At 72.0% G+C, this 12,660-nt stretch carries 12 protein-coding genes; 2 read left to right on the top strand and 10 right to left on the bottom strand.

Annotation, left to right across the window (positions count from 1 at the left end):
* Positions 1 to 199: 199 nt before the first annotated feature.
* The gene (locus tag O7635_RS08855; RefSeq protein WP_278079929.1) at positions 200 to 547 is read left to right on the top strand and encodes an NUDIX hydrolase; all 348 of its coding nucleotides are present in this window, start codon (positions 200 to 202) and stop codon (positions 545 to 547) included.
* Positions 548 to 1,093: 546 nt separating this feature from the next.
* Here the strand turns inward: O7635_RS08855 and O7635_RS08850 are convergent.
* From O7635_RS08850 to O7635_RS08835, 4 genes are all read right to left on the bottom strand, one after another.
* Entirely contained in the window at positions 1,094 to 2,203 is a 1,110-nt protein-coding gene (locus O7635_RS08850) for a DUF5925 domain-containing protein (RefSeq protein WP_278079928.1), read from the bottom strand.
* 113 nt (positions 2,204 to 2,316) lie between these two features.
* Positions 2,317 to 4,089 (bottom strand): AMP-binding protein, encoded by a 1,773-nt coding sequence (locus O7635_RS08845; protein WP_278079927.1) that lies wholly within the window; start codon positions 4,087 to 4,089, stop codon positions 2,317 to 2,319.
* Positions 4,086 to 5,300 (bottom strand): acyl-CoA dehydrogenase family protein, encoded by a 1,215-nt coding sequence (locus O7635_RS08840; protein ID WP_278079926.1) that lies wholly within the window; start codon positions 5,298 to 5,300, stop codon positions 4,086 to 4,088. Before O7635_RS08840 ends, O7635_RS08845 begins: the two co-directional genes overlap by 4 nt.
* Positions 5,301 to 5,308: 8 nt before the next feature.
* The gene (locus tag O7635_RS08835; protein WP_278079925.1) at positions 5,309 to 5,761 is read right to left on the bottom strand and encodes an SCP2 sterol-binding domain-containing protein; all 453 of its coding nucleotides are present in this window, start codon (positions 5,759 to 5,761) and stop codon (positions 5,309 to 5,311) included.
* A 109-nt stretch (positions 5,762 to 5,870) separates the two neighbouring features.
* On the opposite strand from O7635_RS08835, the gene O7635_RS08830 reads away from it, so the two are divergent.
* Positions 5,871 to 6,455, top strand: coding sequence for a TetR/AcrR family transcriptional regulator (locus O7635_RS08830; protein WP_278085413.1), 585 nt, complete (start codon positions 5,871 to 5,873; stop codon positions 6,453 to 6,455).
* Here the strand turns inward: O7635_RS08830 and O7635_RS08825 are convergent.
* The 6 genes from O7635_RS08825 to O7635_RS08800 form a co-directional block, all read right to left on the bottom strand.
* A complete protein-coding gene (locus tag O7635_RS08825) occupies positions 6,394 to 7,683 on the bottom strand; it encodes an adenylosuccinate synthetase (protein WP_278079924.1) in 1,290 nt (429 codons plus the stop codon). The genes O7635_RS08830 and O7635_RS08825 overlap by 62 nt on opposite strands.
* Positions 7,680 to 8,642, bottom strand: a complete 963-nt coding sequence (locus O7635_RS08820; RefSeq protein ID WP_278079923.1) for a hypothetical protein — start codon at positions 8,640 to 8,642, stop codon at positions 7,680 to 7,682. Before O7635_RS08820 ends, O7635_RS08825 begins: the two co-directional genes overlap by 4 nt.
* Before the next feature lie 13 nt (positions 8,643 to 8,655).
* The gene (locus O7635_RS08815; RefSeq protein WP_278079922.1) at positions 8,656 to 9,621 is read right to left on the bottom strand and encodes a serine/threonine protein kinase; all 966 of its coding nucleotides are present in this window, start codon (positions 9,619 to 9,621) and stop codon (positions 8,656 to 8,658) included.
* Positions 9,618 to 10,373 carry an NUDIX domain-containing protein gene (locus O7635_RS08810; protein ID WP_278079921.1) on the bottom strand — a complete coding sequence of 252 codons (756 nt, stop codon included), beginning with the start codon at positions 10,371 to 10,373 and terminating at the stop codon, positions 9,618 to 9,620. The genes O7635_RS08815 and O7635_RS08810 overlap by 4 nt, the downstream gene beginning before the upstream one ends.
* A 101-nt stretch (positions 10,374 to 10,474) precedes the next feature.
* A complete protein-coding gene (locus O7635_RS08805; protein ID WP_278079920.1) occupies positions 10,475 to 11,335 on the bottom strand; it encodes a MaoC/PaaZ C-terminal domain-containing protein in 861 nt (286 codons plus the stop codon).
* The gene (locus tag O7635_RS08800) at positions 11,336 to 12,655 is read right to left on the bottom strand and encodes a 3-oxoacyl-ACP reductase (protein WP_278079919.1); all 1,320 of its coding nucleotides are present in this window, start codon (positions 12,653 to 12,655) and stop codon (positions 11,336 to 11,338) included.
* Positions 12,656 to 12,660: the final 5 nt, after the last annotated feature.

Here is a 12,660-nt window from a genome sequence, read left to right as displayed (position 1 = left end):
CGGTGACGGTCGCGGGGGTAATAGATCTCGTACGAGGGCTGGTCGCGGGCGATCCGGTGGAGTCCGCGCATCGGGACGACACGCTCAGGTGGCTGGCCAGCACCGACGATATCTACCGGCGCGTGAAGCCGGACACTCCGCCGCGGCATCTGGTGTCGTACGTCGTGCGGTCGACGAACGCGATCACAGCGTGCTGCTGGTGGATCACGTGAACGCCGGGCTGTGGCTGCCGCCGGGCGGGCACGTCGAACCCGGCGAAGACCCGGCGGAAACGGCCCGCCGCGAGGCGCACGAGGAACTGGGGCTCGACGTCACCGTCACCGAGCCGATCTTCGTCACCGTCACGGTCACGGTCGGCATGGATCGCGGGCACACCGACGTGAGCCTGTGGTACCCGATCGCGGTCGCCAAGGACCAGCCGCTCGTCCTCGACGACCACGAGTTCGCCGGCGCGCGCTGGTGGTCGAGGGACGAGTACGACAGCGCCGACCCGGCCCGCTTCGACCCTCACTTCGGCCGCTTTCTGCGGAAACTGCGGCACAGCTAGCAGCCACCGACTGCGTCGGTGCCACCCCCGTCGGCACCTGCGGCCTGCCCGGCAACCCGCCGGCCGAGCGGCGTTGGCCACACAAGCTGTGGCCGCACGGCATAGGGACGCGAGCTGCGGGCCGCGCGGCACGGGCGACGCGAGCTGCGGGCCGCGCGGCACGGGCGACGCGAGCTGCGGACTGTGAGGGTGCGGAGAAGCGACCCACGGTCAGGTGCGGTGCCGCCCCGACGGGCGGCCTACACCCTGACCGTGGCGAAAGCTTCGGGGGGTGGGGCCGCCCGACATGATGCGTGAGCCATGCCGGGCGGCCCCGGAGAAAAGCTTTCGGGGGTGGAGCCGCCCGACGTCGGGTTTCGCGTCGGCGCCGGGCGGCTCCGTGCCAAGTTTTCGGGGGGTGGAGCCGCCCGACGTCGGGTTTCGTGTCGGCGTCGGGCGGCTCCGTGCCAAGTCTTCGGGGGGTGGAGCCGCCCGACATCGGTTTCGTGTCGGCGTCGGGCGGCTCCGCGGAAAGCTGGGGTGGCGCTGGCTCCTGAGGCAGTTCGGTCAGAGGTAGAAGCCGCTGGAGGGCGGCGCGGACGGGGTCGCCACCGCGGGCTTGCCGTCGCGCAGCGCCAGCAGTTCCGCGAGCGTCGCGCCGTACGCGCCGACGCCTGTTGCGGAGCCCAGCCACTGCGTGGCCTGCTCGTAGGGCAGCGGTCCGACCTCGATCTGGGCCATGCAGCGGCCCGGACGCAGCACCGCGGGGTGCAGGCGGCCGATCTTCTCGTTGGTGGTCACCGCGACGATCACGTTGCCGCCTTGGCCGAGCAGGCCGTCGGTCAGGTTGAGCAGGCGCGACAGCTGCTGGGTGGTGGCGGTCATGCCGTCGGCGCGGATCAGGTCGTCGCTGTCCTCGAGGAGGAGCAGTCGCCAGCGGCGGCTGTCCGTCGGCCCGCCGGCCGCGACCTTTGCCAGGTAGCCCGGGTCCGTGAACAGCTGCTGCGGGTCGATCACGAAGTCGACCTGGCACCAGTCCCGCCAGGCGCGGGCCAGCGCCCGCAGCGCGGTGGTCTTACCCGTGCCGGGGCTGCCGTGCATGATCAGCAGCCGGCCGTTGACGGTGGCGGGGGTGAGGTCCGTCAAGCGGTCGATCGCCTCGCCGGCGGTCTTCTCGTAGTTGTCGCGGATCGCCGTCCATTCGTCGCAGGCCACGTTGCGGGCCGTGCGCGTCGGGCCCATCTGCGACTGGTGCCAGAAGCCGATCTCCACCTCGCTGGTGTCGACCTTGGGCGGCTCGGCCGCGCCGGCGACACACTCGGCCAGTACTGACTCGGCCAGGTCCTCGGTCGTCGCGGTGACGGTGACGGAGGCGCCACCGGTGCGCCAGCGGACCGCGCGGACCGTCCAACCCTCGCCGATCGCGAGGCGGGCGTCGCGGCCCTCGTCGACCGCGACCCGGGCGAGCTTGGCGCCGGCTGGGAGCAGGCTGGCGTCAGCACGTACGCGGTCGAGGCGCTTCGTCCGCGCCCACGGCTGGTCGCCGGAGACGAAACTGGACAGCGCCAGAGCGTCGACGACGTCGGACGGCACGTCCATGTCGTCGAAGTGGAGGATGCGACCCAGGGGACCGGTGTGTTCGCCGGCACCGCCGCTGGGGATTCGGCCGTCGAGCATGCACCGAGTGTGACTACTCTCGGCTACGAGCGTCCACCGGCTATGCGTGGTGTGTGGCATTTGTCGCGCCGGGAAGCCGCCAGCAGCAACAGAGAGTGACGATACCGGCGCGATCAGTCGTTCAGCAGAGCGCGCTTCATGACCTTGCCAGTCGTCGTACGCGGCAGCTCAGTCACGAAACGGACGTCTCGCGGCACCGCGAACCGGGCGCCCACCCGACGCACGTAATCGCGCACCTCGTCCGCCGTCAACGTCACCCCGTCATGCGTCACCACGAACGCCGCCAACCGTTGCCCGAACTCGGCGTCCGGCACGCCCACCACCGCCGCCTCCCGCACCCCGGGCAACGTCGACAACAGGTCCTCGACCGCCGACGGGAACACGTTCTCGCCGCCGGAGATGACCATGTCGTCCGCGCGGCCGGACACCGTGAGCAGCCCCGCGGAGTCCACGAACCCGAGATCGCCGGTCGACAGCATCCCGTCGTGGGACTCGACGGAGGCGTGTCCGGCGTACCCCTCGAAAAGCATGTCGTTGCCCACGAAGATCCGGCCGACGGTGCCCGGCGCGACCGGCGTTCCGGCGGCGGACAGGATGGCCACCCGGGTGCCGCGCGGCGGCCGGCCCGCGGTGCCCGGCGTCCGGCGCAACTCGGCCGGTGTCGCGACGGAGGCCCAGGACACCTCGGTCGACCCGTAGAGGTTGTAGAGGACGTCGCCGTTCGTGTCCATGAAGCGCGTGGCCAGATCCCCGGGCAGGGCCGAACCACTCACCGCCACCACGCGTACGCACGGCGGCAGCACCCGTTTCGTCTCCAGCAGCCGCTCGAGCATCACCGGCACGGCGAAGACGGCTGAGCACGCGTGCCGGGTGGCGAGGTCCACAAGGGACTCCGGAGAGAACCGCGGCATCAGCACCACCGAGGCGCGCAGCCCCAGCGCCAGCTGCAAAGCCGCGTAACCCCAGGTGTGGAACAACGGCGCGGGGATCAGGATCCGGGCGCCGGCCCGCACCGGAATGCGATCGAGGATCGAGACCAACGGCCCCAGCCCACCGGGATTCGGCCGCCGGGCACCCTTGGGCGTCCCAGTCGTCCCCGACGTGAGCACGACGGTCCGCCCAGGCCGCTCCGGCGGCGCCAACGATCCGGTGCCGAGACGATCAGATAGCGATGCGAGCGGACCAGAGGCTGAGGACGAGCCCGCCTCCGGCGAAGCCGCCGTGCCCACAGCTGGCGACGAAGGGTCCGGGAGCGGCCCGGAGGCTGAGGACGAGCCCGCCTCCGGCGAAGCCGCCGTGTCCACAGCTGGCGACGAAGGGTCCGGCAGCGGACCGGAGGCTGAGGACGAGCCCGCCTCCGGCAAAGCCGCCGCACCCATAGAAGCGTCGAGCGGACCGGCCGCCGAGGAGGATCCAGAGACCGAGCCGGACAGCAACGTCGACACCAGCGCCGGCCCACTGACCTCGAACGACGGGTCGTGCACTACGAGCTTCAACCCGTGGTCCCGCACAACGGCCTCGATCTGCGCCGCCGAGAAGCCCGTGTTGATCAAAACAGCGTCGGCCCCGCGCAGCGACAGCGCCGCCACCGACAACACGAACCCACGATGGTTGCGGCACAACACCCCCACCCGATCACCGGCGGAGACAGGCAGCCGCGAGGCCACACCGACCACCTGGTCGCGCAGCGAACCATAGGTCAGCGCACCCGCATCGTCGATCAGCGCCACCCGCGACGGCGACCGCGCAGCCGCCGACAAAAGCGACCCACCAACCCCGAACCCCCACCGCCGCAGCGCCCTCAACTGCAAAGCGAGACGCCGCGGCGAGCCGGGGGTCAACAACCCCCGGCGCCCGAGGGTGAACAGTGTGTGGGCCGCACTCACCGGATCTGGTGGCCCGAGATAGCCCGGGACACCACCAGCCGCTGTATCTCCGAGGTGCCCTCGAAGATCGTGTAGATCTTGGCGTCGCGGTACCAGCGCTCGACCGGATGGTCGCGCACGAAGCCGGCGCCGCCGAGGATCTGGAGGGCGCGTTCGGTGACTGAGACCGCGACCTCGCCGGCCCGCAGCTTCGACATCGAGCCCTCGCCCGCCTCGAAGGGCCGGTTGTTGCGGCCCATCCAGGCCGCCCGCCAGACCAGCAGCCGCGCCGCGTCGATGTCGGTGCGCATGTCGGCCAGCGCGAACGCCACCGCCTGGTTCTCGATGATCGGCCGGCCGAACTGCACGCGGTCCTTGGCATAGGAGAGCGCATATTCGTACGCCGCCCGGGCCACCCCGATCGCCTGCGCGCCCACGGTGGGTCGGGTGATCTCGAACGTCCGCATCGCCGACGACGACTGTGACCGCTGCCCGGAACGGGCCCGCGCGAGCCGCTCCTCCAGAGCGGAGCGCCCGCCCAGCAGGCACGACCCCGGCACCCGCACGTCGTCGAGGAACACGTCGGCGGTGTGCGAGGCCCGCAGGCCCAGCTTGCGCAACTTGCGCGACGACGCCAGCCCGGCCGTCCCCGGCGGCACGACGAACGCCGCCTGCCCCCGCGCACCCAAAGAAGGGTCGACACTGGCCGTCACCACGTGCACGGCAGCGATCCCGCCGTTGGTGGCATAGGCCTTCTGCCCGGACAGCACCCACTCGTCGGCCGCCGAATCGTAGACGGCCCGGGTGCGCATCGCGCCCACATCGGACCCCGCCTCCGGCTCCGTCGAGCAGAAAGCCGCCACGGCCGGCGAGTCGACCGACCCGAAGCATTGCGGCACCCACTCGACGAGCTGGTCGGGCGTGCCCGAACCGTAGATCGCCGCGACGGCCAGTGACGTGCCCATGATGGCCAGCCCGATCCCGGCGTCGCCCCAGAAGAGCTCCTCGCTCGCGATCGGCAGCGACAGCCCGGTCGGGTCGGCCCAGGTGTTGGCCAGGAACTCGAAACCGTAGAGGCCGACCTTGGCCGCCTCCTGGATCACCGGCCAGGGCGCCTCTTCGCGGTCGTCCCATTCGGCGGCGGCGGGGCGCACGACCTCGGCGGCGAAGCCGTGCACCCAGTCGCGCAGATCGCGCTGCTCCTCGTTCAGGTCGAGCGAGAACTCAGGCACGAAAAACCTCAGGCCTTGGGGATGTCGAACAGGTTGGCGATGTTGGCGGCCAGGCCGAGGTCGCCCTTGGCCTTCAGCTTGCCGGTCATGAACATCATCACCGGGTTGCCGCTGCCCGACACGATCTTGAGGAAGTCGACCGGGCCCATGGTCAGCGACAGGCGCGGGTCGCGCTCGGCGGTGTTGTTGACCGTGCAGGCACCGTCTTCGATGACCACCTCGTAGGTGTCGCTGCCACCGTCGGGACGGCCCGTAACGGTCCAGTGGATCACCGCGTTGGTCGAACCGGCACGGTCGGCACGGAACAGCGTCGGCATGCGGTCGAAGACCTGGTCAAGAATCTTGCCCCGGGCGTCGCTCTGCATGACCTCGGCGATCTTGGTGTCCGGGGTGGACTTGACGAGCTGCGCGAACTCCTTGGGGCCGACCGAGGCGAACTGGGTCGGGTCGAAGTCAGACATCGCGGCGCTTCCCCTTCAAAGTGAAATACCTACTCCGCAGTAACCTTACGCACGAGTAGATATGCTGGCAACCGTGAGGCGCCTTCCACGAGCGGTACGCGAGCAGCAGATGCTCGACGCCGCTGTGCTGGTCTTCTCGCGCCGCGGCTTCCACGAGGCCAGCATGGACGAGATCGCCGAAGAGGCCGGCATCTCCAAGCCCATGGTGTACGCGTACCTCGGCAGCAAGGACGACCTGTTCCGGGCCTGCGTCAACCGGGAGGGCACGCGCCTGCTGGAGTCGATCGTCGCCATGGTCCAGGACGACCTGCCGGCCGACGAGCAGCTCTGGCGCGGGCTGCGCGGCTTCTTCGGCTTCGTCGGCGAGCACCGCGCGGGCTGGGCCGTGCTCTACCGCCAGGCCAAGAGCCGCCAGCCGTTCGCCGACGACCTCGCCGCGCTGCGGGCCCGCATCGTCGAGGTGATCGCCGGCATGCTGGCCCGCGCGGTGCGCACCCAGGGCACCGAGGCCCGCGACCAGGACCTGACCGCGAGCGCGTACGCCCTGGTCGGCGCGGCCGAGTCGGTCGCCGACTGGCTGGCCGACCATCCCGAGGCCGACCCTGACCACTCGGCCGCGCGCCTGATGAACTTCACCTGGCTGGGTGCCCGCCAGCTCCTACGGGGTGAGCTCTGGCAGCCCAGTTCGGCCTGAGCACCTGCTTGGCCTCCGCCGTCGGGCCGTGCGAGGTGATCACCACCGGGGTGTCCAGCTCGGCCGAGACCGTGCCCGGCCAGTCGACCGGCGCCGGGGAGTAGCGCGGTCGCGTGCTGAACAGCCGCCGGGTCAACGCCTCCTGCCGGTGGAGGTCGCCGACGGGTCCGGGCACCAGCCGGTCCGTCCAGTCATAGGACGAGCAGAACTTGAGGGCCGGCGAAGCCACGTCGAGGTGGGTCAGCGCGATCCCGTCGACCCCATCGCACACCTCCACCGCGTACCGGTGCGCCACCGCGTCGAAGTGCCCGAACCGGAACCGGCCCTGCCAGCGGTTGGTCGGGTTGTTGGGGTCGGTCAGCGGCAGACCCGGGTCCTCGGTGACCAAGGGACCCGGGCCGTGCCGCGTGGTCACCACCCGGAGCACGCCGAGCCGCGTCGCGTTGCCGGCCTGACCCCCCTCGCCCAGCAACGTCTCCGCGTTGTCGAACGTCGTCGTGCTCCAGGTGGTGTACGGGTGGAAGCCGTGCCACTCGTCGAGCAGCACACCCTGCGCACCCTCGAAAACCACCGGGCCGACCGCCAGCAGGTCGCCGAGGAACGCCCGGCTGACGATCGGGACCCGCGCGGCGAACGCGCCGAAGGCGCGCACCGTCGCGTCGATCGGCGGCACGTCCAGCGGACCCAGCTCGTCGACGAGCCGGTCGCGGAGCACCGCCAGCTTCGCGCCGAGCACCCCGGGCGCCTGCGCGTCGGCCACCCGGGGCGCGTCGGCGGGGTGGGCGAGGGCGTACCCCATAGCCTCGCCCACCCCCTTCCCGCAGGACCCATGCCGGTGGGCACCGCGGGCGATCTCCCGGGCGCGGTTGGCCGCCCGGTGGTAAGGCGTGGCGAGCAGCGCGTCACCTTCGACGGTCAGGCGCTCGAACGCGTCCGGCACGCCGATGTCGGCCAGGTGGTCGGCCTCGACGACGAGCGCCAAGGGGTCGACCACCATGAACCGCGACAGGTGCGTGTGCACGCCACGCAACGTGCCGGCGCCGAACTGGGCGAAGACATGACGCCGCCCGTCGGGCAGAACGACACTGTGGCCGGCCTGCCCGCCCCCGTTGTACCGCACCACTGCGGCAACCGGGCGGCCGTCGATTCCCTTCGCGCACAACCAGTCGACGACGGTGCCCTTGCCCGCGTCGCCGTATCCCAGGTCGGCCACCAGCACGTGGTTCATAGCCGGCTGATCCGGTCGTCGCCCTGCAGCGTGGTCGGCAGGCCCCAGGTCGACAGGACCCGACCGCCACGGTCCACCGTGGCCAGCGCGCTGGACACCGTCGTGGACACCGTGCTGCCCGTCTCGGCCAGGTCGGCCAGGCCGGCGTCGAGGTCGATCGCCGCCTCGCCGAGCCCGACCGCCAGCGCGATCGTCTCGCACACCGCCTCCGGGTCGTCGAGCTCGATCGCGTTCTGCCCGAGCAGGCCGCGCCAGAAGTCGAGGACCGTGGCGTTGCCGGAGTAGTTCGCGCCGCGCGGCAGCAGGTAGAACGTCTCGTACTTGCGGCGCACCTCGGAGACGATCCGCCGCAGCGGGATGTCCTCGGCCAGGTCGTCGCCGCAGACGTTGCGCACCTCGCGCGCCTTGACCCGCTCGTAGGCCAGCTCGTCGCCGATCACGAACAGGTAGCCGCGCCGGCCCCGCTTGGTGAAGCAGTCGAGCTCGGTGTGCCGAGCCAGGTAGTAGAAGGCCAGCTCGTAGGACTCGCGCATCTGGCCGCCACCGCCGCCCTCGAGCACGATCCGGCCGAGGTCGTCGTCCATCCGGTTGTCGGACTCGAACTGGCCGATCTGCAGCGGCACCCGGTCACAGGTGGCGTCGCCGACCGCGGCGAAGAGGATCTGCGGGTCGCGGGCGTAGTTCTTGCGGAGCAGCAGGCCGAGCAGCTTGGGCAGCTTGGTCTGCAGCACGCGGGGGATGTCACCCATCGAGCCGGTGACGTCGAAGACCACCGCGATCGCGAGGGACTCCGGGTGCTCCCGCGAGTCACGGCTCTCCCGGACGGTGCCGTGCGGGTCGAGCTTCGGGTGGACGGTGCGGGCGCCGCTGTCGCTGTAGGCGAAGGCGCTGCGGCCGGTGGTGCGCCGGTAGCGGTCGGCGGCATCGTAGACATCGGTTGACCAGACTCCGCTGCCCATCGCGGGCCTCCTTCTAGAGGTTGAGCGGGCGGAACTTCCGCACGCCGTAGAGTCGTTCGAGCAGGTCGTCGAGCTCGGCGAGGAGCGCCCAGGCGTCGTCGGGGCGCGACCGTGGCGACGGGAGCGTGCAGCCGTCGGCGAACGACAGCAGCGCCGCCGGCGCGTGGCCACCCATCAGCGCGGTCATCGACCGGGCGGCCATCGCGATGTCGGTGCCCGGCTCGGGCGGCAGTCGATTGTGGACCTCGGGCGGGTACCAGTCGGCGTAGCGCTCCACCACCGCCGGCACGTGGTCGAGCCCGTCGACCACCGAGTAGCACCAGTCGACCAGCACGACGCCGTGGTCGGTGGTCTCGATCAGGATGTGCTCGGGCAGCACGGCGCCGTGCACCACGCCGGCCCGGTGGGCCAGGCCGAGCGCCACCAGCAACCGGCGCCAGATCCAGGCGGCGTCGCGCGGGTCGAGGCCCTCGGGCCGCAGCCGCATGACGTCGGCCAGGCTGGTCAGGTGGGGCACCGAACCGAGCACGTTGACCCGGCGCTCCTGGCCGGTGCCCGGGTCGCGGTGCCGGAACGTGTCGACCATCCGTGGCACGTAGGGCAGGTAGCGCGGGTCGCCGGCGTCGGCGATCCGGCGCAGCGCCGTCGCCTCGCGCTCCATCAGGTCGTTGTTGACCGGCCGGCGCGGCTGCTTGAGCAACAGCCCGCGGCCGAGGTCGTGCAGGTTGGCCAGGTCGCCGGTGTGCGCCACCGCGCCGACCCGGTAGCGGCCGAAGACCACCGTCCCGCGGGCCCGCCAGCGGTTGGTGAGCGTCACGAACGCGTCGGTCGCGGCGGCCCGGGCGCCGGGCGCGACGCGGTCGGGGTGCAGCACGGCGGCCAGCCGCAGGTAGCCGCGGTGCGGGTCGTCGGGGCCGAACAGCTCCTCGTCGCTGGTGGCCTCGTGGACGCGGCGGATCGCGTCGTCGAGCGTGGTCATCGGACGGTCTCCTCTCGGGCCGGCCGGAGCAGGGCGGGATGCAGCAGGTTGGCGTCGCCGGCCCGGTAGAGGCGGGCGCGGGGTCCGCCGCGCGGGCCGCCGTGCTCGGTGGTGGCGCCGGTGCCCTCGACCAGCCCTGGCACGGAGAGCACCTTGCGGTGGAAGTTGCCGGCGTGCAGCGGGTGTCCCCAGACCGTCTCGTAGACGGCCCGCAGGTCGGCGATGGTGAACTCCTCGCCGACGAAGCGCGTCGCCAGCGGTGTGTATTCGAGCTTGGAGCGGGCCCGCTCGAGGCCGTCGTCGACGATCCGCCGGTGGTCGAAGGCCAGCTCCCGGCTCGGCAGCGCGGTGACCGGCAGCCACTGGGCGGCGCTGGCGTCGGAGCCGGCCGACGGCTCGGGCAGGTCGGGCGCGAAGGCGAGGTAGGCGATCGAGAAGATCCGCATGCGCGGATCGCGCTCGGGGGCGCCGTAGGAGGCGAGCTGCTCGAAGTGCACCCGGCGCAGCGGCTCGCCGCCCAGCCCGGTCTCCTCGGCGAACTCGCGCCGGGCGGCGACGGGCAGGTCTTCCTCGGGTCGGACGAAACCGCCCGGCAGGGCCCAGAAGCCGGCGAACGGTGGGGCGGCCCGCTGGATCAACAGCACCTGGAGCTCGCCGTCGCGAATGGTGAGCGCGACCACGTCGACCGTGACCGCCACCGCGGGATAGGCCCGCGGGTCGTACCCCGCCAGGAACTCCTGCTCGTTGACCACGGCCCATCCTTCTCACACTTAGAACTTCTCGATCTAAGAACAACTCAAGATGAGAATAACCGTGGGCACAGGAAGCGACAAGGTGCCGTGCGCGGCGTGGTTTAGCTCATGGTGCCGATCAGGTGCGGCGCGCCGGTTTTCGGATCGTGCAGAGCGAAGGTCTCACCCGGGGTGGCCGAGAACGCCACCGTGCCGGGCAACAAAATCGGCCGCTTGAAGGCCACCTCGACCGTGTACGCGTCGGGCAGCCGCCCGTCCAGCGCGGCCAGGCAGCGGGCCTTGCTCCACATGCCGTGCGCGATCGGGCGCGGAAAGCCGAACAGCCGGGCGCCCAGCCGCGAGGTGTGGATCGGGTTGCGGTCGCCGGAGACGCGGGCGTAGTCGACGCCGACCCGGGCCGGCACCCGCCAGGTCGCCGAGGCCGGTGGCGGCACGTCGCGCGGTCCGGACCCGCCCGAACCGTCGCCGCGGCCCCGGCGCAGGTAGGTCGAGACGTCGCGCCACACCTCGACGCCGTCGACCGTGGCCACGGCGACGATGTCGAACTGGCGCCCGCGCTCGTGCGGCCGCAGGTCGACCGCGCGCACCGACAGGTCGAGCCGCTCCGCGGCGTCGATCGGCCGGGTCGCCGTGATCCGGTTGCCGACGTGCACCAACCCCACCACCGGGTACGGGAAGTCGGGCCCGGTCATCAGCCGCATCGCCAGCGGGGTGGCCAGCACGTGCGGGAAGGTCACCGGCAACCGGTCGGTCAACCGGAACCCGCACACCCGGTCGTAGTCGGCGAGCCAGCTGCGGCTCACCTCGACCCCGCGCAACACGAGCTCGACGTCGGGCAACACCTCGATCGGCGGCCGCCGGTCGCTGCCCGGCACCAGGCCGATGCGGGGCAGCGCCCGGATCGCCGCCCGCCGGTAGAGCGGTCCCAGCTCCGGCGGGCCGTCGAGCTCGACGATGGACATCTAGGCACCCAACCACATCTGGCCGCAGACCCGCACCACGTTGCCGGTCACGCCGGACGAGCCGGGTGCGGCCAGCCAGGCGATGGTCTCGGCGACGTCGACCGGCAGGCCGCCCTGCGACATGCTGTTCATCCGGCGCCCCACCTCGCGGGCCCCGAGCGGCATGCGGGCGGTCATCCGGGTCTCGATGAAGCCGGGCGCCACCGCGTTGATGGTCACGCCCTGGGCGGCGAGGATCGGCGCCATCGACTGCACCAGCCCGATCACGCCGGCCTTGGACGTGGCGTAGTTGGTCTGGCCCCGGTTGCCGGCGATGCCGCTGGTCGACGAGACCGAGACGATCCGGCCGCCCTCGGGCAGCAGCGGGATCAGCGCGTCGTTGATCCGCTCCTGGCTCGACAGGTTGACGTCGACCACCGCGTCCCACTGCTCGCCCGACATCTTGGCGATCGTCTTGTCGCGGGTGATGCCGGCGTTGTGCACCACGATGTCGACCCGGCCGTGTCGCGAGAGCAGCTGCGCGGCCAGCGTGGACGGCGCATCGGGGCGGGTGAGGTCGAGCTGCAGCGCCGTGCCGCCGATCTCGTTGGCCACCCGGGCCAGCGCCTCGCCGGCGGCCGGCACGTCGAGCGCGACGACCCGGGCCCCGTCGCGGGCCAGCACCCGGGCGATGGCCGCGCCGATGCCCTGCGCCGCGCCGGTCACCAGGGCCACCTTGCCCTCGAGCGGGTGCGCCCAGTCGGTCATCGGCGAGGAGCTCACCTGGCCGATCCGGATGACCTGTCCCGACACGTACGCCGAGCGTCCCGACAGCAGGAACCGCACCGTCGAGTCGGTGAACTCCTCGGCGCCGGGCGCGACGTAGACCAGCTGCGCCGTGGTGCCGCGGCCGAACTCCTTGCCGATGCTGCGGGTCAGGCCCTCGAGTGCGCGCTGCGCGGTGGCCTCCCGCGGCGAGGCGCAGGCGGCCGGCGGTGTGCCGAACACGATCACGCGCCCGTTGGGGGCGAGCGCGCGGGCGTTGGCGTGGAAGAACTCGTAGAGCGGGTGCAGGGCGGCTGAGTCGGCGATGCCGGTCGCGTCGAAGAGCAGCGCCGACCAGGGCGGCCCGCCGTCGAGGGCGACGCCGGCGATGGTGAGCATCTTGCGCACCGGGCCGTCGAGCCGCCCGCCGGGTGCCCCGCCGAGCAGGACCGGGCCGGTGACCAGCGGATCACCGGGACGGAACCGCCGCAACACCGGCGGCGCCGGGAGCCCCAGCCGTTTGACCAGCGCACGGCCGGGACCGGAGTTCGCGAAGCTCGCGTAGCGGTCGCTCATAGCGG

This window comes from Asanoa sp. WMMD1127 (assembly GCF_029626225.1).
GTDB lineage: Bacteria > Actinomycetota > Actinomycetes > Mycobacteriales > Micromonosporaceae > Asanoa.
Note: the sequence above shows the minus strand (reverse complement) of the source record. Positions and strands in the feature narration are given on the sequence as shown.

What these genes read in the sequence shown, in the direction of transcription:
- O7635_RS08805 (WP_278079920.1), bottom strand. Translation starts at nt 11,335, where the DNA reads ATGTCCATCGTCGAGCTCGACGGCCCGCCGGAGCTGGGACCGCTCTAC.
- O7635_RS08850 (WP_278079928.1), bottom strand. Translation starts at nt 2,203, where the DNA reads ATGCTCGACGGCCGAATCCCCAGCGGCGGTGCCGGCGAACACACCGGT.
- O7635_RS08825 (WP_278079924.1), bottom strand. Translation starts at nt 7,683, where the DNA reads ATGAACCACGTGCTGGTGGCCGACCTGGGATACGGCGACGCGGGCAAG.
- O7635_RS08815 (WP_278079922.1), bottom strand. Translation starts at nt 9,621, where the DNA reads ATGACCACGCTCGACGACGCGATCCGCCGCGTCCACGAGGCCACCAGC.
- O7635_RS08800 (WP_278079919.1), bottom strand. Translation starts at nt 12,655, where the DNA reads ATGAGCGACCGCTACGCGAGCTTCGCGAACTCCGGTCCCGGCCGTGCG.
- O7635_RS08820 (WP_278079923.1), bottom strand. Translation starts at nt 8,642, where the DNA reads ATGGGCAGCGGAGTCTGGTCAACCGATGTCTACGATGCCGCCGACCGC.
- O7635_RS08835 (WP_278079925.1), bottom strand. Translation starts at nt 5,761, where the DNA reads ATGTCTGACTTCGACCCGACCCAGTTCGCCTCGGTCGGCCCCAAGGAG.
- O7635_RS08830 (WP_278085413.1), top strand. Translation starts at nt 5,871, where the DNA reads ATGCTCGACGCCGCTGTGCTGGTCTTCTCGCGCCGCGGCTTCCACGAG.